Annotated in this window: 17 protein-coding genes; 4 read left to right on the forward strand and 13 right to left on the reverse strand. The window is 72.9% G+C overall.

Annotated features, from left to right (window positions below; genetic code table 11):
• The first annotated feature begins 8 nt into the window (after window positions 1–8).
• Window positions 9–884, forward strand: coding sequence for an LLM class flavin-dependent oxidoreductase (locus N912_RS0135190; protein WP_028926115.1), 876 nt, complete (start codon window positions 9–11; stop codon window positions 882–884).
• Here N912_RS0135190 and N912_RS0135195 read toward each other — a convergent pair.
• Window positions 876–1319 carry a DoxX family protein gene (locus tag N912_RS0135195; RefSeq protein ID WP_028926116.1) on the reverse strand — a complete coding sequence of 148 codons (444 nt, stop codon included), beginning with the start codon at window positions 1317–1319 and terminating at the stop codon, window positions 876–878. The two genes, N912_RS0135190 and N912_RS0135195, sit on opposite strands and share 9 nt — an antisense overlap.
• A 79-nt stretch (window positions 1320–1398) precedes the next feature.
• Between N912_RS0135195 and N912_RS0135200 the strand changes: the two genes are divergently transcribed.
• A complete protein-coding gene (locus N912_RS0135200; protein WP_037068141.1) occupies window positions 1399–1956 on the forward strand; it encodes a TetR/AcrR family transcriptional regulator in 558 nt (185 codons plus the stop codon).
• Here N912_RS0135200 and N912_RS0135205 read toward each other — a convergent pair.
• From N912_RS0135205 to N912_RS0135220, 4 genes are all read right to left on the reverse strand, one after another.
• Window positions 1953–2588: a dTMP kinase gene (locus N912_RS0135205; RefSeq protein ID WP_028926118.1), complete on the reverse strand. Its 636-nt coding sequence runs from the start codon at window positions 2586–2588 to the stop codon at window positions 1953–1955. The genes N912_RS0135200 and N912_RS0135205 overlap by 4 nt on opposite strands.
• Window positions 2589–2699: 111 nt before the next feature.
• On the reverse strand, window positions 2700–3164 hold the full coding sequence (locus N912_RS0135210; protein WP_028926119.1) for an NUDIX domain-containing protein: 465 nt from the start codon (window positions 3162–3164) through the stop codon (window positions 2700–2702).
• Window positions 3165–3166: 2 nt separating this feature from the next.
• Window positions 3167–4657, reverse strand: a complete 1491-nt coding sequence (ahcY, locus tag N912_RS0135215; protein ID WP_051581235.1) for an adenosylhomocysteinase — start codon at window positions 4655–4657, stop codon at window positions 3167–3169.
• A 93-nt stretch (window positions 4658–4750) separates the two neighbouring features.
• Complete coding sequence (locus N912_RS0135220) at window positions 4751–6082, reverse strand: glutamate mutase L (RefSeq protein WP_037068143.1); 1332 nt, start codon at window positions 6080–6082, stop codon at window positions 4751–4753.
• A 270-nt stretch (window positions 6083–6352) separates the two neighbouring features.
• On the opposite strand from N912_RS0135220, the gene N912_RS0135225 reads away from it, so the two are divergent.
• Entirely contained in the window at window positions 6353–7981 is a 1629-nt protein-coding gene (locus tag N912_RS0135225; protein WP_245645638.1) for a long-chain fatty acid--CoA ligase, read from the forward strand.
• 125 nt (window positions 7982–8106) lie between these two features.
• Here N912_RS0135225 and N912_RS0135230 read toward each other — a convergent pair whose 3' ends face one another.
• Window positions 8107–9321 (reverse strand): ABC transporter permease, encoded by a 1215-nt coding sequence (locus N912_RS0135230; protein ID WP_028926123.1) that lies wholly within the window; start codon window positions 9319–9321, stop codon window positions 8107–8109.
• Window positions 9322–9508: 187 nt separating this feature from the next.
• On the opposite strand from N912_RS0135230, the gene N912_RS64715 reads away from it, so the two are divergent.
• Entirely contained in the window at window positions 9509–9892 is a 384-nt protein-coding gene (locus N912_RS64715; protein ID WP_051581236.1) for an STAS domain-containing protein, read from the forward strand.
• Between the two features lie 7 nt (window positions 9893–9899).
• Here N912_RS64715 and N912_RS56610 read toward each other — a convergent pair whose 3' ends face one another.
• From N912_RS56610 to N912_RS56620, 7 genes are all read right to left on the reverse strand, one after another.
• A complete protein-coding gene (locus N912_RS56610; protein WP_051581237.1) occupies window positions 9900–13367 on the reverse strand; it encodes a SpoIIE family protein phosphatase in 3468 nt (1155 codons plus the stop codon).
• Window positions 13364–14134 carry a PP2C family serine/threonine-protein phosphatase gene (locus N912_RS0135245; RefSeq protein ID WP_028926125.1) on the reverse strand — a complete coding sequence of 257 codons (771 nt, stop codon included), beginning with the start codon at window positions 14132–14134 and terminating at the stop codon, window positions 13364–13366. Before N912_RS0135245 ends, N912_RS56610 begins: the two co-directional genes overlap by 4 nt.
• A complete protein-coding gene (locus N912_RS0135250; RefSeq protein ID WP_028926126.1) occupies window positions 14127–14537 on the reverse strand; it encodes an anti-sigma regulatory factor in 411 nt (136 codons plus the stop codon). The genes N912_RS0135245 and N912_RS0135250 overlap by 8 nt, the downstream gene beginning before the upstream one ends.
• 1 nt (window position 14538) lies before the next feature.
• Window positions 14539–14928: an STAS domain-containing protein gene (locus tag N912_RS0135255; protein ID WP_028926127.1), complete on the reverse strand. Its 390-nt coding sequence runs from the start codon at window positions 14926–14928 to the stop codon at window positions 14539–14541.
• Between the two features lie 20 nt (window positions 14929–14948).
• Window positions 14949–15857: an STAS domain-containing protein gene (locus N912_RS0135260; protein WP_028926128.1), complete on the reverse strand. Its 909-nt coding sequence runs from the start codon at window positions 15855–15857 to the stop codon at window positions 14949–14951.
• Between the two features lie 151 nt (window positions 15858–16008).
• Window positions 16009–16662 carry a thiaminase II/PqqC family protein gene (locus N912_RS56615; protein ID WP_051581238.1) on the reverse strand — a complete coding sequence of 218 codons (654 nt, stop codon included), beginning with the start codon at window positions 16660–16662 and terminating at the stop codon, window positions 16009–16011.
• Window positions 16663–17094: 432 nt separating this feature from the next.
• Complete coding sequence (locus N912_RS56620; protein ID WP_051581239.1) at window positions 17095–17550, reverse strand: tautomerase family protein; 456 nt, start codon at window positions 17548–17550, stop codon at window positions 17095–17097.
• Window positions 17551–17607 lie beyond the last annotated feature (57 nt).

A 17607-nucleotide genomic window follows, 5' to 3' on the forward strand; every position in this document is an offset into this window, starting at 1 on the left:
TCGGCGGCATGGATCTTGGCGTCGGGCTGCCCTCGACCATTCCCTCGGCCACCGGTGCGGACGTGCTGACCTGGGCGCGGGAGGCGGAGGCGGCCGGGTTCGCCAGCCTGGGGACGTTGGACCGGCTGGTGTACGGCAACCACGAGACGATCCCCACGCTGGCCGCCGCGGCGGCGGTGACCAGTGAGATCCACCTGACCACGGCGATCCTGATCGGCCCGTACCGGGGCAACGGCGCGCTGCTGGCCAAGCAGTTGGCCACGGTGGACAGCTTCGCGGGCGGGCGGTTGACGGTCGGGATCGCGGTCGGCGGGCGCGACGACGACTTCACCGCGTCGGGCAGCGACTTCGAGGGCCGGGGCGCGGTGTTCGACGGGCAGCTCGCCGAGTTCCGGGCGGTGTGGAGCGGCGCCCCGCGCGGTCACGCCGGGCCGATCGGGCCGGCCCCGGCGCGGGCCGGTGGGCCGCCACTGCTGATCGGCGGGAACAGCAAGGCGGCCGTGCGGCGGGTCGTCCAGCACGGCGCCGGGTGGATCTCCGGCGGCGGTGGCGCCGACGCGTTCGGCAAGGGCGCCGGGCCGGTCCGCCGCGCCTGGTCCGAGGCGGGGCGCGACGGCTCTCCCCGGCTGGCCGCGCTGGCGTACTACGCGCTCGGCCCGGACGCCGCCGGACTGGCCGAGGGCTACCTGCGCGACTACTACGGCTTCGCCGGGGCGTACGCGGACCACGTGGTGGCCGGCGCGCTGACCACCGAGGCGGCGGTGCGCGACGCGGTGGCCGCCTTCACCGAGGCCGGCTGCGACGAGCTGATCCTGTTCCCGTGCTCGCCGGAGGCCGACCAGCTGCGCCGGCTGGCCTCGGCGGTCGACGTCACCTCAGGCTAGGACGACCGCCACGCAGGCACCGATGTAGACGAACTGCTCGACGGTGCGCCGGGGCAGCGGCGTGGCCGGCTCGCCGCCGACACCGAGCGAGTGCCGCGCGGCGTAGACGTTCGCCGGGAACATCAGCACCAGCAGCACGGCCAGGCAGCCGGCGGCCAGCCGGGACGTCGGCGGCAGCAGCAGCCCCACCACGCCGGCCAGCTCCAGCACCCCCGTCACGTCGACCAGCCGGGCCGGGAACGGCAGCGACGGCGGCACCATCGCGATCAGGTCGTTCCGCCGCTTGGACGAGAAGTGCGCCGTGCCGGTCAGCAGGAACATCAGCGCGAGCCCACCGGCCAGCGCCGGCGCCCACCCGTCGAACCACGACACCCCGAGCAGGCCGAGCAGCCGGAACAGCCCCCAGCCGCCGAACAACGCAACGAACAGCACCATCTCCGGACCCCTCTTCCACAGCGGTCAATCTTGTCAGTGACAAGTTTGCGCGCGGCGCGGCTATCTTGTCAACGTAAAGATGCGGGCTACGCTATTCGGTGTGACGGGACGGCCTTATCACCACGGCGACCTGCGGCGGGCATTGCTGGACGCGGCGGTCGCCGCGATCGAGCAGGACGGCGCCGGGGCGCTGAGCCTGCGCGCGGTGGCGCGGCGGGCCGAGGTCTCGCACGCCGCGCCGACCCACCACTTCGGGGACAAGGCGGGCCTGCTCACCGCGGTGGCCGTGCAGGGGTACGAGCTGCTCCACGCCGCGCTGACCGCCGCCGCGAGGTCCGGGGGGTTCACCGACGTCGGGGTGGCCTACGTGCGGTTCGCCGGCGAGCACCCGGCGCACTTCGCCGTGATGTTCCGCCCGGAGCTGCTGCACGACGACGACCCCGAGCTGGTGGCCGCCCGCGACCGCGCCGGCGAGCCGCTGCTGTCCGGCGCCGGCGACCGGGCGACGGCCACCGCGGCGTGGTCGCTGGTGCACGGGCTGGCCACGCTGCTGCGCCACGGCGTGATCGCCCCGGCTCCGAACAGCAGCGTGGAGGACCTCGCGCGGGTGGTGACCCGCAAGCTGCGATTGGACTAGAGGCGGGCGGCCAGGTCGGTGATGGGTACGGACGTCACGCCGTCCAGAACCTGCCACGGGCTGACCCAGGACGCGGCGGCGAGCTGGTCGTACACCTCGCCGCAGCGGCGCTGCAGCTCGTCGTCGGACTCGTAGGCGTCCCTAGCGCGGGTGGCGTCCAACGACTCGCGGCGGGCCGCGCGCTCGGCGGCCAGCTCGCGCGGCACCCGCAGCAGCAGTTGCAGGTCCGGCGCCGGCAGCTCGAACCGGTCCAGCTCCAGCGCGCGCACCCAGTCGACGAACTCGCCGTCCGCGTCCTGCTTGAGCCGGGCCGCGCCGTACGCCGCGTTGGACGCCACGTACCTGTCCACCAGCAGCACGTCGGCGTGGGCCAGGGCGCGCCTGACCTGGGCGGAGGCGGCGCGACGGTCCAGGGCGAACAGCATCGCCATGCCGTACACCGAGTCGGTCAGGTCGCCGAGCCGGCCGTGCAGCGCGTCGGCCACCAGCGGTCCGTACACGTCCTCGCCGTACCGGGGGAACACCATCCGCTCCACGACCAGCCCGCGCGCCGCGAGCGCCCCGGCCAGCCCGTCGGTGAGCGTCCGCTTCCCCGCCCCGTCCAGCCCCTCGACCGCCACCAGCCGTCCCACGGTCACCAAGCGTATCCGCCGCGCCCGCCGCACCCCGGCCGCACACACCGTCGCGTCGCGGCACACGGGTTGGGGCGTGTGTGCGGCGGCAACTCGCTGTGTGCCGGGCCGTCAGAGCAGGGCGGCCACGGCGGGCCAGGTGTCGGCGAAGCCGGGGTGCAGGGGGAGAGTGGGCAGGTCGTCCTGGCGGACCCAGCGGACCTCGGCGCTCTCCTCGGTGCGGGCGGTGACGGACACGAGCTTCTCGGCGTGCGCCAGCACGGTGGTGTACGACCAGCCGCGGTGGTCGTCCAGGTAGCTGCCGGTGACCGCGTACTCGGCGGCGGCCAGCCCGGCCTCCTCCCAGGCCTCCCTGGCCGCGGCCTGCTCGGCGGACTCGCCGGGCGTGCGCGCCCCGCCGAGCAGACCCCAGGTGTCACCGTGATGGCTCCACCACGACCGGTGCTGCATGAGCACCCAGTCCTCGCCGTCGGCCGACCGGTGCCGCAGCAGCAGCCCGGCCGCGCCGTACAGGCCCCAATGCCGGTGGCCGAGCTCGCACCAGGCCCAGCCGTCCCCGGGGCCGTCAAATTTCATGATCAGTAGCGATAGTGCTCCGGCTTGTAGGGGCCTTCGACGTCCACGTCGATGTACTCGGCCTGGTCCTTCGTGAGCTTGGTCAGCTCGCCGCCGAGCGCCTGCACGTGGATCCGGGCGACCTTCTCGTCCAGCGCCTTGGGCAGCCGGTAGACGTCCTTGTTGTACTCCTCGTGCTTGGTGAACAGCTCGATCTGCGCGATCGTCTGGTTCGCGAAGCTCGCGCTCATCACGAAGCTCGGGTGCCCGGTCGCGTTGCCCAGGTTCAGCAGCCGCCCCTCGGACAGCACGATGATCGAGTGCCCGTCCGGGAACACCCACTCGTCCACCTGCGGCTTGATCACCGTCCGCCTGATGCCCGGGTACCGCGCCAGACCGGCCATGTCGATCTCGTTGTCGAAGTGGCCGACGTTGCCCAGGATCGTCTGGTGCTTCATCCGGGCCATGTGCTCGACCGTCACGATGTCCTTGTTGCCGGTCGTGGTGATCACGATGTCGGCCTGGCCCACCACGTCGTCCAGCCGCGCCACCTGGAAGCCCTGCAGCAGCGCCTGCATCGCGCAGATCGGGTCCACCTCGGTGACGATCACCCGCGCGCCCTGCCCGGCCAGCGCCTCCGCCGAGCCCTTGCCCACGTCGCCGTAGCCGCACACCACCGCGACCTTGCCGCCGATCAGCACGTCGGTGGCCCGGTTGATGCCGTCCACCAGCGAGTGCCGGATGCCGTACTTGTTGTCGAACTTCGACTTGGTCACCGAGTCGTTGACGTTGATCGCCGGGAACAGCAGCTGCCCGCGCTCGGCCAACTGGTAAAGCCGGTTGACCCCGGTCGTGGTCTCCTCGGTGACGCCCCGGATCGCCGCCGCCGCCCGCGTCCAGCGCTGCCCGTCGGCGGCCAGCGTCTCGCGCAGCGTGTCCAGGATGACCTTGTACTCGTCCGGGTCGTCGTCGGCGGCGCTCGGCACGACCCCGGCCGCCTCGTACTCCGCGCCCTTGTGCACCAGCAGCGTGGCGTCCCCGCCGTCATCCAGGATCATGTTCGGCTCGGCGCCTTCGGGCCAGGCCAGCATCCGCTCGGTGCACCACCAGTACTCCTCCAGCGACTCGCCCTTCCAGGCGTACACCGGCACGCCTTGCGGCGCCTCCGGAGTCCCGTGCGGGCCCACCACCACCGCGGCGGCCGCGTGGTCCTGGGTGGAGAAGATGTTGCACGACGCCCACCGCACCTCGGCGCCCAGCGAGACCAGCGTCTCGATCAACACGGCCGTCTGCACGGTCATGTGCAGCGACCCCGACACCCGCGCCCCGTGCAACGGCCGCGCCTCCGCGTACTCCCGGCGCAGCGACATCAACCCCGGCATCTCGTGCTCGGCCAGCCGGATCTCCTTGCGTCCGAACTCGGCCAACCCCAGGTTCGCCACCGCGAAGTCCAGGTCGCCCACCCGCTGGAACCGGCCACCCGACCGGTCCGCCTCGGTCGTCGGTGCGCTCATCTACTCAAGTCCTCCTCGATCGGAATCGGCGAAGGTCACGCTACCGCCGACGGGCCGCCACCGGTGAATGACGCCGCAATACTTGTTCAGCGGTTACGTCTGGTCCGGCGCGATCGCGGCGTCCAGCACCGTGCGCGCCGCCTTGGCCCGCCCGCGAGCGGCGAGCAGCCCGGCCGGGGCGAGCGCGTAGCCGTCGTCCACCGCCACCGGGGCGTCCCCGATCATCCCGCGCAGGCCCTCGTCGCAGCGCAGCGTCATCCGGATCGCGGCCAGCCCCGCCTGGTCGGGCTGGCGGAACACCCCGCCGGTGAGCAGCACCAGCCCGACGCCGGCCTCGGCCAGCTCCGCCCCGGCCACCCGCAGGTGCCGGCGCACCGCGAGCACCGAGGCCAGCGCGGCCAGCCGGCGGTCCTCAGCGCGCCCGCCCGCGTCGGTGGGCAGGAAGTCGGTCTCCTCGGCCAGCCGGCGCGCCGTCGGGCCGAGGAGGTCCGCCTCCACCGGGTCCACCACGCCCTCGGCCTGGCCCTCGGTGAGGATGCCGGTCACGGTGGGCCGCATGCCCAGGTCCGCCTCGGCGGTGCCCTTGATCGACACGTCATCGGCGGACGCGGCGGGCAGCGCGGAGTACACGTCGGTGGTGGACGAGCCCACGTCCACCACCAGCACGGCGCCGCCGCCGGCCCCCCGGGCGCGGACCAGCTCGGCCAGCCCCCGGCACACGGCGGCCGGTGTGGTCTCCTTGGCCAGCCGGCGGAACCTGGCGGTGGTCGCGGTGCCCCGCCCGCCCACCAGGTGCCCGGCCAGCAGCTCGGACATCGCCACCCGCGCGGGCTCCGGGACGATCTCGCCCTCGGCCGGGAACACCGCGTCGGTGGCCAGCACCGTGCGGCCGGTGGCGCGCAGCACCGCCATCGCGTCCGAGCGCACGCCGGCGCGCACCGCGAGCACTATCGGCGCCCGCACCCGCGCCCTGGCCAGCCGCGCGGCGTTGCGCAGCACGGTCTGCTCGGCCTCGGTGCCGACGCCGTCCACCAGCAGCACCACGTCCGGGCGCGCCGAGCGCAACGCCCGCACCCCCGCCGGCTCCAACAGCCCGGCCTGCACGTTCACCACCCGGGCGCCCGCCGAGCAGCCCGCGCGGCGGCCGGCCTCCTCGGACGCCAGCCGCTCCTGCCCGACCACCGCCAGCCGCAACCCACCGCCGGCCGACGAGCACGCCAGCAACTCCGCGTCAGATGCCGCCCGCCTGGGCGTCAGCGGCCCCTCCACGCCAACGGCGGCGGCCGCCGCGTGCACGCCTTCGAGCAGGTCGTGCGGGGTGGTCGGGTGCTGGGCGCAGCCGGTCGGCTCGCCGTCGGGGTCGATGCCCAGCGCCTTGGTCCACCCCGAACCCACGTCGACGCAGACGGATGGCCGGGCGGTCATGGCCGAGCACACTATCCATGATCGGTCAAGACGGCCGCACCAAGTCGCCTGACCAGGACCGATCGTGCGCCGAGTCGATCCTGTGGCGAGCCGACCGGTGTGCGGTCGTTACCTTGCGGACCTGGGACGCGGTGACAAACTCGGGGTACGGTCTGCGCCCATAGAGGTACCTCTACCACGGCAGACACGGCTAGAGACACGGCAAGACACGGCAATGGTGCCGCCTCACAGCGGCCGGATCGCATACGGGAGAGCGACATGCTCGGGCTGATGCAGGACCGTCCCCTCGCCCTACCGCACATGTTCCACCGCGCCGAGCAGCTGTTCGGCCACAAGGAGATCATCACCGCCACGGCGGGCGGCGGCGAGCGGCGGATCACCATCGCCGAATGGGCGGTGCGGGTGCGCCGGCTGGCCACCGCCCTGGACCGGCTGGGCATCGGCGCGGACGCCCGGGTCGGCACGTTCTGCTGGAACACCGCCGCGCACCTGGAGCTGTACCTGGCCGCGCCGTGCACCGGCCGCGTGCTGCACACGCTGAACATCCGGCTGTTCCCCGACCAGCTCACCTACATCGTCAACCACGCCGAGGACGAGATCATCTTCGTGGAGCGCTCGCTGCTGGGCGCGCTGTGGCCACTGGCCGCCAAGCTCCCCACCGTCCGCTACTTCGTGATCATCGAGGATGGCACAGTCGGCGCCGACCTTCCCGACGACCCGAGGATCCTGGGCTACGAGCGGCTGCTCGCCGAGTCCGAGCCGTTCGCCGGCCGGTTCGAGATCGAGGACGAGAACACCGCCGCCGCCATGTGCTACACCTCCGGCACCACCGGCAACCCGAAGGGCGTCGTCTACTCGCACCGCTCGACGATGCTGCACTCGCTGATCTCGCTGACCGCCGACGGCCCCGCGCTGTCCGAGCGGGACACGGTGATGCCGATCGTGCCGATGTTCCACGCCAACGCCTGGGGCCTGCCCTACGGCTGCCTGCTGGCCGGCTCCACGATCGTCTTCCCCGGCCCGAACATGACGCCCAAGGCCATCCTGGAGCTGATCGCCCAGCACAAGGTCACCCTCACCGGCGGGGTGCCCACCATCTGGATGGGCGCGCTGCCGCTGCTCGACGACTACGACCTGTCCCACCTGCGCGCGCTGCTCTGCGGCGGCTCGGCGGCCCCGAAGGCGCTGTCCGAGGCGTACCGGGAGAAGCTCGGCATGCCGCTGCTGCACGCCTGGGGCATGACCGAGACCAGCCCGATCGCCACCGCCTCCACCGTGCGCAGCCACCACGCCGCGATGACCGAGGACCAGCGCGCCGACGTCCGCGCCCGCCAGGGCCAGGCCTTCCCGCTGGTCGACCTGCGCCTGGTCGACCCGGACACCGGCGAGGAGGTGCCCTGGGACGACCAGCACAGCGGCGAGATCCAGGCCGCCGGCCCGTGGGTGGCCCGCGAGTACTACAAGGGCGAGGGCGGCGGTGCCCAGTTCACCGAGGACGGCTGGCTGCGCACCGGAGACGTGGCCACCGCCGACTCCTACGGCTTCATCCGCCTGGTCGACCGCACCAAGGACCTGGTCAAGTCCGGCGGCGAGTGGATCAGCTCGGTGGAGCTGGAGAACGAGATCATGGCCCACCCCAAGGTCGCCGAGGCCGCCGTGATCGCCATCCCGCACCAACGCTGGGTCGAACGCCCGATGGCCTGCGTGGTCACCAAACCCGGCGAGACCCTGACCGCCGAGGAGCTCCTGGAGTTCCTCCGCCCCCGGGTCGCCAGGTGGTGGCTGCCCGACGCCGTGGAGTTCATCGACGAGATCCCCAAGACCAGCGTCGGCAAGTTCTCGAAACGCCAGCTGCGGGAGAAGTTCGCCGGCTACACGCTGCCGGAGACGTCCTCATAACCGGCGCTCCCCGACCAGCACGAACACGCCTAACGACCACGTTTCCGCTGGTCAGATGCCGTGAGTGGATAGAGGTGCCATAGCACCTCTATCCACTCACGGGTCGTGAGCTGGGGAAACGGTGGTCACTGGAACCTGAGCGCTTCGATGGGACGCAGGCGGGCCGCCCGCAGCGCGGGGTAGCCGCCGGCCAGCAGGCCGATGACCAGGCTGAACACGAACGAGACGGCCAGTGCGGGCACGGACACGTCGGGGGTGCCGAAGTTCGGTGCGAGCTTCGGGATGACGTAGGCCGCGCCGAGTGTCAGCCCGACGCCGACCGCCGCGCCGGCCAGACCGCCGATGCCGGCCAGCACGGTGGACTCGATCAGGAACTGCTTCATGATCGCGCTGCGGCGGGCGCCGATGGCCTTGCGGATGCCGATCTCCCTGGTCCGCTCGGTCACCGAGACCAGCATGATGTTCGCCACCCCGATGCCGCCCACGATCAGCGAGATGCTCGCGATCGCCACGGTGAACACCGTCAGGAAGGTGAGCGTCTCGCGCATCCGGTCGAGCTGGTTCTGGAACGCCATGAGCTTGAAGTCGCGCTGGGTGGGGTCGCCGATGTGGTGCCGGTCGTCCAGGGTGCGGGTGATCTGGTCCTGCGCGGCCTGCACCGTGGCGGGGCTGGTCGCCTTGACGATGATCTGGTTGACCGTGTCCGCCCCGCCGACCAGGTAGCTGCGCGCCGCGCCGATCGGCACCAGCGCCGCGTCGTCACCCATCCCGTTGCTCTCCAGCACCCCGATCACCGTGAAGTTGGCCCGGCCCAGCCGTACCTGCTTGCCCAGCGCCGCGCCGGCGTCGCCGCCGAACAGGGTGGCCACCGCGTTCGGCCCGAGCAGCGCCACCTTGGCGCTCGCGCGCTCCTGGGCCGGGGTGAACATCTGCCCGACCACCACGCCCCGGTCGGACACCCGCAGGTAGTCGCTGGTCGAACCGGTGATCGAGGTCTGGTACTTGCGCTGGTCGTAGGTGGCCAGCGCGGTCCCGGTCACCACCGGGGTCGCGCTGGCCACGTCCGGCGCCTGTGCCGGGTTCTCCAGCGCACGGACGTCCGCGTCGGTCAGGTTGCGCACCCCGCCGCCGATCACGCTGCCGCTGACCTTGGACACCGTGATCTGGTTGGCCATCTTCCCGAACGACTCGTTGAACCCTGACTTGATGCCGTCCCCCAGCCCCACCAGCACGATCACGGCGGCCACCCCGATGATGATGCCCAGGGTGGTCAGCACCGAGCGGAGCTTGTTCGCTCGCAGGCTGCGCGACGCGATGACGAACGCTTCGCGGATGTTCACCGGCCCGACGCTCCCAGCGGACCCTGAAAGCTCCCTGCACAGACCCTGGGAACCACCTGGATCGATAACCCGGTCGACCGGTTCGGCTCGTCGCGGCGGCGGTGCGGTGTATGGTGTCCGATGGTTCTGCCCCCGGCGTGGGGGCGTGCGTGAACGAGCGTCTGGGAGTGTTTGTGGGAAGGTCGCTGTGACGTCTTCTCGGCCCACCGACCCTCAGGGCACCGTCGGACTCCAGGTCATCGACGCCGCCAACGGCGTCCGCATCCTGCACGTCGACGGCGAGCTCGACATGGTCACCGCACCGGCGTTGGCCCGAGCCCTGCGCGAGCAGCTCAGCTCCGGCTGTCGCTCCCTGGTGGTCGACCTGGCCGCCGTCGAGTTCCTGGGCTCCTCCGGCCTGGCCACCCTCGCCGAAGCCCTGGACCTGGCCGGCGACACCAGGATGGTCCTGGCCGGCAGCGCCAACCACCTGGTGGCCCGCCCGCTGGAGATCACCGGTATGACCACGATGTTCGACGTCTACCCCACCGTGGCCGAGGCCCTGACCGCCCTGGACGTGCCGGCCAACTGAGCGCGCTCTAGGCGCTCGGGCGGAGGTTCTTCGTCATCCGGACCGAGGTGCCGCTGGGGACCCGGTCGATGTTCACCGTGTCGGTCAGGGCGCGCATCATCGTGATGCCCCGGCCCCGGTGACCGGGGTCGGCCGCCGGGGTCTTCCAGGTGCCGGTGTCGGCGACGGTGACCTCCAGGCCGGATCCGTCGTCGGCGCTCGCGGTCAGGGTGACCCGGCCGGCGGCCTCGCCCCGGTATGCGTGCTCGATGCTGTTCGTGCAGGCCTCGCTGGCGGCGGTGACCACGTCGGCGGCGGTGTCCGGGGGCACCGAGGCGGCGGCCAGCCAGGCCCGCAGCCGGCGGCGGATGGGGGCCAGCTGGACGGCGTCGGCGGCCATGTCGACGTGCAGCGGCGGCGGGGGCTGCCGGTAGACCAGCACCGCGACGTCGTCGTCGTAGCCGCCGTCCGGGCGCAGCTCGGCCAGCAGCTGGTCGCTGACGTCGTCCGGGGTGGTCTCGGCGGCGCCGGCGAGCAGCGCGGCGGCGGCATCGATGCCGACGTCGATGGACACCCGGCGGCGTTCGACAAGGCCATCGGTGTAGAGCAGCAGGGTGGAGCCGGGCGGGAGCGCTTCGGTGGCCTCGGGGCGGGGGGCGCGGGCGCCGGTGGCCAGCGGGGCGGCCCTGGCGTCCTCCAGGAGGCGGCCGGCGGCGCCGGGGGTGGCCAGCAGCGCCGGCATGTGTCCCGCGCTGCTGTAGCGCAGCTCGCCCCGGGCCGGGTCGATGATCACGGCGCAGACGGTGGTGCAGCGGGCGCCGGGGATGCGGGCGGCCACCGCGTCCAGGTCGTCGAGCACCTCGCCGGGGCCGGCGCCGCGCAGCAGCAGCGCCCGGCACGAGCTGCGCAGCTGGCCCATCACGGCGGCCGCTTCCAGGCCCCGGCCGACGCAGTCGCCGACCACCACGGCGATCCGGTCGTCGGCCAGCGGCACCACGTCGTGCCAGTCGCCGCCGACCTCCAGCGGCTGCACGGCCGGCTCGTAGCGGACCGCGAACCCGGGCGGCAGGTCGGAGGGGCCGAGCATGGCGTGCTGCAGGGTCAGCGAGACGGTACGGGCCTGCTCGTAGTTGCGCGCCCGCTGCAAGGCCAGGATCAGGTGGCTGGCCAGCAGCGCCACCAGCGCGCGCTCGTCGGCGGTGACCGGGCGCGGGCCGGGCAGCTCCAGCCAGATCGCCGCATCGCCGCTCGCGCTGATCGGCACCACCACGCCGTGGGCACCGGCTTCGGTGTCGGAGGGCGCGGGCACGGTGGTCACGGTCAGCGCGGTCTGGTGGCGGGCGCGCTCCAGGACCTCGCGGGTGCGCTCGTCCACGTCCGCCCACGCCATGCCGGCCGGAGCGACGGGCCTGCCGATGCTCGTCGTCCCGCTGATGCTCTTCTCGGTATAGACCTCGGGGTCGGCGCCGGACTCGGACCAGACGGCGGCCACCGCCCGCTGGGCGTCCAGCGCCGCGCGGCAGCCCTCCAGGCCGGCGGCGAGCACGTCGGCCACCCCGGTGGCGCCGCCCAGCGCGGTGGTCAGCCGGGCGGCGGCGTGCTCGCGGGCGGCCGAGGCGCGCTCGGCGGTGATGTCGCGGATGGTGCCGACGTACACCCGCCCGGCGCCGTCCTGCTCGGCCAGGGAGTTGATGCTGGCCGCCAGCCACGCGCGGGAGCCGTCCCGGCGCCGGATCGGCAGCGTGAACCGTCCGCCGCCGCCGCGCAGGCAGGCCCGCAGCGCCGCCTCGATCTCCGCGCGCCCGCGCGCGTCCTCGGGCAGCCAGGGGTGCGGCCACCGGTACGGCAGGCCCTCGGCGCCGTACCCGGTCAGCTCCAGGAACGCCGAGTTGACCTCCAGGATGCTGGCCTGGCCGTCCGCGATGAAGAACCCCTCCTGCAGGGACTCCACCAGCAGCCGGCGGAACTCCGCCTCCCTGGTGCGCAGCCGCGCCAGCTCCAGGTTGGCCCGCACCCTGGCGATCAGCTCCGGGCCGGAGAACGGCTTGTGCAGGTAGTCGTCGGCGCCGGCGTCCAGCCCGCGCACGGCGGCCTGCTCGCCGGCGCGCGCGGAGAGCACCACCACCGGGATCGACGCGGTGGCCGAGTCCGCGCGCAGCCGGCGCAGCATCCCGAACCCGTCCAGTCGCGGCATCATGACGTCGGCGAGCACCAGGTCGGGCCGGTGCTGGTGCACCAGCCGCAGCCCGTCGAGGCCGTCCACGGCGGTCAGCACCCGCCAGTGCGGGGCCAGCAGCCGGCTCAGGTACTGCCGCAGGTCCGGGTTGTCCTCCACGACCAGCACCGTCGGCCCCGCCACCGGCCCGGTGACCTCGCCGGCCCCGTCGCTGGCCGGGGCGTCCCAGCCGAGCACCTCCTCCAGGTACACCGGGGTGTGCCGCCTCGGCGGGGACGGGGTGACCGGCGCGGCCGCCGGCGCCGAGGGGGCCGGGGTCAGCGGCAGCCGGACGGTGAAGGTGCTGCCGACGCCCTCGGTGGAGCGGACGGCCACGCCGCCGTCCAGGATCTCGGCCAGCTCGTGCACCAGCGCCAGCCCGATCCCGGCGCCCTCGCGCGAGCGGCCGCCCTGGCCGTGCACCCGGTGGAAGCGCTCGAAGACGTGCGGCAGCTCGTCGGCCGGGATGCCGGTGCCGGTGTCCGCGATGGCCAGCTCGGCGTGCCCGTCCACCGCGCGCAGGGTGACCGAGATCCGCCCGTCCAGGGTGTACTTCACCGCGTTGGACAGCAGGTTGAGCAGCACCTTCTCCCACATGGTGATGTCCACCGCGACCGGCGCCGGCAGCCTTGGGCAGTCCACCCGCAGCTCCAGGCCGCAGCGGTAGACGGCCGGCGCGAACGACTCGACGACCTCGCGGGTCAGCGCGGACAGGTCCACCACGACCAGCTCGGGGCGCAGCCGGCCGGCCTCGATGCGGGCGAAGTCGAGCAGGTCGTCGACCATCCGCCGCAGCCGCCCGGCGTTGCGCCGCACCACCTGGACGCGCTCGCGCTGCTCGGCGGGCAGCGGGCGGTCGGTGTCGGCGAGGCTGTCCTCGGCCAGCGCGGTGATCAGGGTCAGCGGGGTGCGGAACTCGTGGCTGACGTTGGCGAAGAACTCGCTCTTGGCGGCGTCCAGCTCGGCGAGCTGTTCGGCGCGCGCCCGCTGCTGCTGGTAGCCGCGGGTGCGGTCGAGGAACCCTCGGGTGGCGATGTCCAGCGCGGCCAGCGTCTGCAGCAGGAACCGCAGCGCGACGTCCTGGGTCGGGTCGGAGTGGTCGGTGAGCTCGGCGAGCACCCGGAAGTGGCTCTCCGTCACGTCCAGGATGCTCAGTCCGTCGGTCAGCGCCTTCCGGCCGAGCTCGTGGCCCGCCACCAGGCTGGCCTCGTCGCCGATGGCCAGGTGCCGGCGCAGCGCGGCGCCGTAGGCGAGCCGGAACTCGTCGACCGAGGGCGTCATGGCGGCGTGCCCCGGTGCCGGGCGGCGAGCACCAGCGCGTCGTCGGTGCCCTTGTTGTACCTGGCCAGGATGTCCTCGGCGATCTTGCCGGCGGACTGCGCCAGCGGCGGGTCGTCGGCGAACGCGTCGGTCAGCCCGTCGCTGGCCATGACCAGCAGGTCGCCGGGGCGCATGGTCAGCGTCTGGGCGCGCAGCTGCGAGGGCAGCCGGTAGCCGACCACCCCGCCGTGCAACAGCGCCGCCGCCCTGCTCACCGGCCCGCCCGGCACCGCCCGCACCAGGCTGGCGCGCACGTTGCCGACCCCGAGCCAGGTCAACGCGCTGCGCGGCCCGTCCAGCGAACGAGCTTCGGAACCCAGCGACCCGTTGACCGAACGAGCCTCGGAACCCAGCGACCCGTTGCCGCCGCGAGCCTCGGCGGCCACCGACCGGGCGTCCGCGCCCACCGGAGCGCCGGCGGCCCGCAGGTCCGTGCCGTACGTGATCAACGCCAGCGACATCGCGGCCCCCCGGCTCTGGGTGAGCGCATCGTGGCAGCGTTGCATGAGCGCGTCCAACGGCTGGCCCGGGCGCTCGGAGAGCACGGCCACGGCACGGTGCGCGGCCTCCGCGGCCCGCTCGCCGTGCCCGAGGCCGTCGATGACCCCGACCAGCGCCGCACCGCCCGCGTCGACCACGACCCAATGGTCGCCGGATACGTCCTCCCCGGCTACCGGCTGGCCCGCCACCGCCCACTCGATGGGCCCCAGGCGCCCCTCGTCACGCACTGTTCGGCACCCATTTCCACATCGTGACGAGTGTCCCCCGCCCCGGCTCCGAACGAACCTCCAGCCCGTCCATCAACCGGCGCGCCCCCGGCAGCCCCAGCCCCAGCCCGGAGCTGGTGGAGAAGCCGTCCTCCATGGCCCGCGTGACGTCCTCGATGCCGGGCCCCTCGTCGGCGGCCTCCACCACCAGCGCGTCGCGGCCCCTGCGGTTGTCCACGTTGAGCCGCACCTCGCCGTGACCGGCGTAGCTGGTGATGTTGCGGGCCACCTCGGAGATCGCGGTCGCGATCATGGTGACGTCGGTGAGCGAGAACCCGAGCTCGACGGCCATGGCATGACCGGCCTGACGAGCTGTGACTATGTCGTCCGGGCCGTCCACCGCAACGACCATGCCATCGGTCACGTCAGCGGCTGCCGTCTGTCGTGCCCTGGCGGCGCCGCAGCTCGGCCTGACGGTCCAGGAAAGCCAGGCCGTCCTCGAGGTCCAGGGATGTGTGGATGTCGTCGAAGGCCAGCCCGAGCTGGACCATGGTGAACGCGACCTCGGGTTGCAGGCCGACGATCACGGTGTCCGCACCGCGCAGCCGGGTCATGTGCGCGATGGTCTGCAGCGAGCGGGCGGCGTAGGAGTCCATCACGTCGATCGCGGTGACGTCGACGATGATGCCCTGCGCGCGGTACCGGCTCACCCGCTCCATCAGGTCGTCCTGGAGCTGCTGGGCGTCGGCGTCGGACATCGCCGCCTGAACGGTTGCGATCAGGTACGTGCCCTGCTTGAGGATGGGGACCAACATGGCGGGAGGCGCCCCACCCGTCAGCGCGAGTCGCGGAGGCGTTCGCTGGTGCGGCTCACCTCGTAGCCGAGCAACCGCTCGGCCTCCTCGATGCCGCCCTGCAGGTCCCCGACCGCGTTCATCTTGGACAGTTCCAGACCGATGGTGACGAGGGTCAGCGCGATCTCGGAGGACAGCCCCGTGATGATCACGCTGGCGCCCATCAGCCCGGACGCGTCGACGGTCTGCACCAGGTGGTTGGCCACCGTGGAGTCGATGGTCGGCACGCCGGTGAAGTCGATGACCACGACCTTGGCCCGGTTCGCCCTGATGGCCAGCAGTAACTGTTCGGTCAGCTGCCGCGCGCGCTGGTCGTCCAGCACGCCGATGATCGGCAGGATGAGCAGCTGCTCGCGCACCTGCAGCACCGGCGTGGACAGCTCGCGGATGGCCTCCTGCTGCTGCCGGATGATCCGCTCGCGCTCCTGCACGAAGCTGACGGCCACGGTGTTCGCGATCCGGTTCGCGGCCGGTTCGTAGGCGTCGAGCACCCGGTTGAGCAGGTCGAAGTTGGACTGGTACTTCTCGAACAGGGAGCGGGAGAGCACGTCGCGCAGCAGCAGCACGATGCCGACGACCTCGTCGGTCTCGACGCCACGAGGGATGATCCGCTCGGAGAGGTTGCGGGCGTAGGCCTGCAGGGCCTCCACGCTGCCGGTCTGCAGCACCTCGACGTAGTTGTCGTAGACCGAGGTGGCCTCGGAGAAGATCTCCTCCGGGGTCATCGCGGTCAACAGCCGGGCGTCGGTGATCCGTCGGGCCCACTCCTCGCGCAGCACCGTGCGGTTCTGCCGGAGGTGCTCAACCAGCTGCGGGAGCAGGGCCTCGCTGGATATCGCCGGCTCGGCCGCAAGCACCGACGCGTCCGGAACCGACGGTACCTCCGACATCACACCACCACCTTCTATGAACCGGATGGCGGCCGTTCGACCCGCCGAGTTCACCCGGAGGGTCATGACGGCCGCCACAATCCCGCACGAGGGTAACCGCCGAAGCCTCGCGGCAAACCAGCGACCACATGGGTGTTCGTCACGTCCGGTCTCAGCATGGCAGCCCACCCCAGAACTGCAGCTCGTAGGCCTGCAGCAGCCGGGCGGCCCTGGCGACCGCCGCTGCCGGAACGCCGGCGGCGAGCCCGGCGTCGATCACCTCCAGGCTGATGCGCTCCAGCTCGTCGGTCGGGCCGGCGAAGTGGGCGAGGAACGCGCGGTCCGCCTCGCCGAGCCCGTAGTGCTCGCCGAGCGCGGCGTGCAGCCGCCGGCAGCAGTCCCCCCAGGCCTCCAGGTTGACCAGGAACGCGCCGGCGACCTCGGCCGGGGAGCCGTCCCTGGCCAGCCGGGCAACATAGGACGGGTACGCCTGGCACCCGGGTTGCGGCTCGTACCTCGCGCGCGCGTCCGCATCCAGCCCCACGGCGGTGGCGAACGAGTCCAGCGCGGCCAGCGCGACCCGCTCGCCGGCGGCCATCCCGGTGAGGTAGCCGTGCGCCGGCTCGTCGCCGAACCGCTGCGCGCACGCGGTGAACGAGCGCTCGTCGCTGGGGATCACCGCGAGCTGCTCGCCGGCGAACGCCCGCAGCGCCGACACGGGTAACCGACCGGCCTCCGCCTCGGCGAGCCACCGGTTGTCCCGGATCTTCGCCTCGACGTCCCGAAGGTCCTCGCGCACGCCCGCGCACAGCGTCGCCGCGTCCATCGCCACCCCCCTTGGTCGGTCCCCGGGCACCACCCTGGCATGGCCGGGACCGGTGTGGCGAGGGGCAGCTCCAGTTACCGCGTGATCGGTTCGGCGAACGGGCGCGGACGGGGCGTCACCGAATTTGTTTGACCCGACAACAATCCTGCGGCTATTCTCGATCAGGGCCCGGGCGGTGTGTTGCTGATCACTCGCAACCTGCCGGCCGGGTCGAGGGGGCCGTACCGCGCCGGGCGTGTGGGTACGCCCTGGGCAGGGGGAACCACCGCGACAACCTCACCTTGATTCGGCCGGCCCGAGGGCTCAACGCTTCCGAGCACCCAGCCGGCCTGCCTGGCCGGGTAGCCGCCTGGTCGACGACCGTTACCCGCAAACGGCGTGACTGCGGCTACCCGGCCCTTTTCGTGCCCGCGCCGCCACCGACGCCGACGGTCAGGCCGGCGCGGGCGCGAGCTGGCCGGTGCCGACGAACCCGACGATGTCGCTGAGCCCGACGGCCCGCCCGACCGCGCCCCAGTTCCCCTCCGCGACCTCGTTGATCAACACCCAGGCCACCGGCTCCCGGTACAGCCGCTCACCGTCGGGCTCCGCACCCGCCAGCACCCGGGTCACCCGGTCGATCATGTCCGCGCGCTTGGCGTCGTCCAGCGACCCGGCCGGCACGCTGACCCGCACCACGTAGCGCGGCGGCTCGCCGGCGCCGGCCTCCTCCCCGCCGACGTACCAGCCCTCCGGCTCGGTCACCACCAGCCAGGAGATCGCCCGCGCGGCCGGGGTGTCCGGCGCGCCCTCGGCCTTCATCACCTCGGCCACCAGCTCGCGCTTCGCCGCCCGTCCGCGCTCGGAGTCCAGCGCGCCCTTCGGGGCGAACAGCTCGACAAAAGGCATCGCAGTTAGTCCTTTCATTGAACCCATCCGACGTACGAAGACGCTAGCGGGGGTCAG

Origin of the sequence: Actinospineispora acaciae DSM 45401 (assembly GCF_000620785.1) — a bacterium.
Lineage (GTDB): Bacteria > Actinomycetota > Actinomycetes > Mycobacteriales > Pseudonocardiaceae > Pseudonocardia > Pseudonocardia acaciae.

Excerpts from the sequence above, each read along its gene's own strand:
- N912_RS0135190 (WP_028926115.1), top strand. The coding sequence starts at position 9 with ATGGATCTTGGCGTCGGGCTGCCCTCGACCATTCCCTCGGCCACCGGT.
- N912_RS0135195 (WP_028926116.1), bottom strand. The coding sequence starts at position 1,319 with ATGGTGCTGTTCGTTGCGTTGTTCGGCGGCTGGGGGCTGTTCCGGCTG.
- N912_RS0135200 (WP_037068141.1), top strand. The coding sequence starts at position 1,399 with ATGCGGGCTACGCTATTCGGTGTGACGGGACGGCCTTATCACCACGGC.
- N912_RS0135210 (WP_028926119.1), bottom strand. The coding sequence starts at position 3,164 with ATGAAATTTGACGGCCCCGGGGACGGCTGGGCCTGGTGCGAGCTCGGC.
- ahcY (WP_051581235.1), bottom strand. The coding sequence starts at position 4,657 with ATGAGCGCACCGACGACCGAGGCGGACCGGTCGGGTGGCCGGTTCCAG.
- N912_RS0135220 (WP_037068143.1), bottom strand. The coding sequence starts at position 6,082 with ATGACCGCCCGGCCATCCGTCTGCGTCGACGTGGGTTCGGGGTGGACC.
- N912_RS0135225 (WP_245645638.1), top strand. The coding sequence starts at position 6,353 with ATGCAGGACCGTCCCCTCGCCCTACCGCACATGTTCCACCGCGCCGAG.
- N912_RS56610 (WP_051581237.1), bottom strand. The coding sequence starts at position 13,367 with ATGACGCCCTCGGTCGACGAGTTCCGGCTCGCCTACGGCGCCGCGCTG.
- N912_RS0135255 (WP_028926127.1), bottom strand. The coding sequence starts at position 14,928 with ATGTTGGTCCCCATCCTCAAGCAGGGCACGTACCTGATCGCAACCGTT.
- N912_RS0135260 (WP_028926128.1), bottom strand. The coding sequence starts at position 15,857 with ATGTCGGAGGTACCGTCGGTTCCGGACGCGTCGGTGCTTGCGGCCGAG.
- N912_RS56615 (WP_051581238.1), bottom strand. The coding sequence starts at position 16,662 with ATGGACGCGGCGACGCTGTGCGCGGGCGTGCGCGAGGACCTTCGGGAC.
- N912_RS56620 (WP_051581239.1), bottom strand. The coding sequence starts at position 17,550 with ATGCCTTTTGTCGAGCTGTTCGCCCCGAAGGGCGCGCTGGACTCCGAG.